The 1730-nt window shown below is 40.5% G+C and carries 2 protein-coding genes; both read left to right on the top strand.

What is annotated here, in order from left to right:
- Positions 1-1106 (top strand): hypothetical protein (locus B4W65_RS17375; protein ID WP_158522882.1); only part of this gene is annotated, 1106 nt, incomplete at its 5' end.
- 2 nt (positions 1107-1108) lie between these two features.
- A complete protein-coding gene (locus B4W65_RS16965) occupies positions 1109-1618 on the top strand; it encodes a hypothetical protein (protein WP_088656347.1) in 510 nt (169 codons plus the stop codon).
- Positions 1619-1730: the final 112 nt, after the last annotated feature.

The following is a 1730-nucleotide window of genomic DNA, read 5'->3' as shown; positions in this document are numbered from 1 at the left end:
TTGATTACGAGGACAGCAATGATTCGGATTATGCTTGGAACGGATATATTCCTACAGCCACGGCCTATGGGTCATCCGGATCCTCAGATACAGACAGCTCCCAAAACGACAATTCCGCTAACGATGACTTTGACACAGAAGAAGAGGATGATGATTGCACTGACCCCTGTATTTGCCATGGCGATTGTGATGAGGAAATATCTAATGGGACAACAAATAATCCTCCTGATGAAGACAAACCAACAGACAAACCAGAAGAAAAGGATTGTGATGAAGCCGATATTAAAAATGCCCAGAATGCTTCAAATAAGCTTGACGACCTTTTAAAACTACCCACCCTTAATCAGCTTGATGCCAAGATAAGTGCAAGTCAAGAAAGTCAAAATCATCAAACATTTTTTCTTGACAAAAATAGTGGCAAATTATTGAGAGAACCGTACCTTCCGTACATTTCCACAAGCTATCTGCCCACAATCAATCTGGTTATGAATAATATGAACCTATATGCAAGCGATCGATCTATTGAGGCGGGTTATACATTTGAATACAGGCCGAGCGGCTCCTTTGTATCTGACCTAATAACGGGTGATGCGGCTAGCATCTCATTTCCAGTGACCAATAGAACCAATGCCATCATTCACTCACATCCCATGCAGATTTCCGGTCAGCCGACGGCAGGACCTTCACCACAGGATTTTGTAGGTTTGCTGGAAGGTCGCTTTCAAAATGGCTGCGACATACTTAATGAAAGCTATGTGGTTGCACATGGTGGAGCGACATACGTACTTAGCATAACTGACACCGAAGCTGCCCAGTCTTTCTATAGCCAAAACAAGACGAACCTGGGTACGGAGAATGGCCACTTTTCACTAGGGACAACGTTCCGTTCAGAATATAATGCAATGCTAGATTATCTTCTGAAACAAGGCTTTTCCGCAGCTGATGCACACGATGCGGCAATGGCATACGTTTTGGATAAAAACACAACAGGTGTAACCCTTATGAAAAAAGAGAAGGGACAACCTGATTTTAAAGCGATGCATACAAAAGGAACAACAAAAGAAAATGGCGATATTGAAAGCGGAAAATCAACAAAATGTAAATAACCATGAAACATTTGAATATCATTATTATAGGCCTATTGTTTTTAGGTGGTTGTGCCTCAATAGGAAAAAATCAAAAACATGCAAGAAACCCTGACTATAAAGCATTAGCTGTATTTGATAACGACACTCTCGAATATGTCAAGTACAACTTCTTCGAGAATCAACAGTTCTTTGTAGGTAAACCTTTAAAGGTACTGTTTAAGGATTTGGAGGCGACCATTGTTACTTTTACCCCGAACTCCTTAATCAACCCGATGAATATGTCTGATGGCGTCTCTTTAACCTTTAGCTATAGCAGAAATGTTGAACAACCTGATAAAACAGTAATTGCAAAACCGGCTTATGCAGATTTGATTGTAACGTTTACGGAACTCTATCCGAGCTCTTATACAATGGGGCTAAAGAATTATGCTTTAGACATTAACTGGGGCAAAGCCCAGGAGGATTTTTATAAAGATTTTACTATAAAGGAAATATTTTTATACGTTCCCGAGATAGAGCCAATTGAATAAAGCTTTGAAAGGTCGGGACTGCTGTATAACATTGCAGTCCCGGTCTTTTCAATGGTACGCTAAAACTAAAACAACTTTGTGACTAATGCCTCAGACAATGCCGTAGACTCCT

The organism is Geofilum rhodophaeum, assembly GCF_002210225.1.
Lineage (GTDB): Bacteria > Bacteroidota > Bacteroidia > Bacteroidales > Marinilabiliaceae > Geofilum > Geofilum rhodophaeum.
The sequence above is the reverse complement of the archived record's forward strand: the minus strand, read 5'-3'. Positions and strand labels throughout refer to the sequence as shown.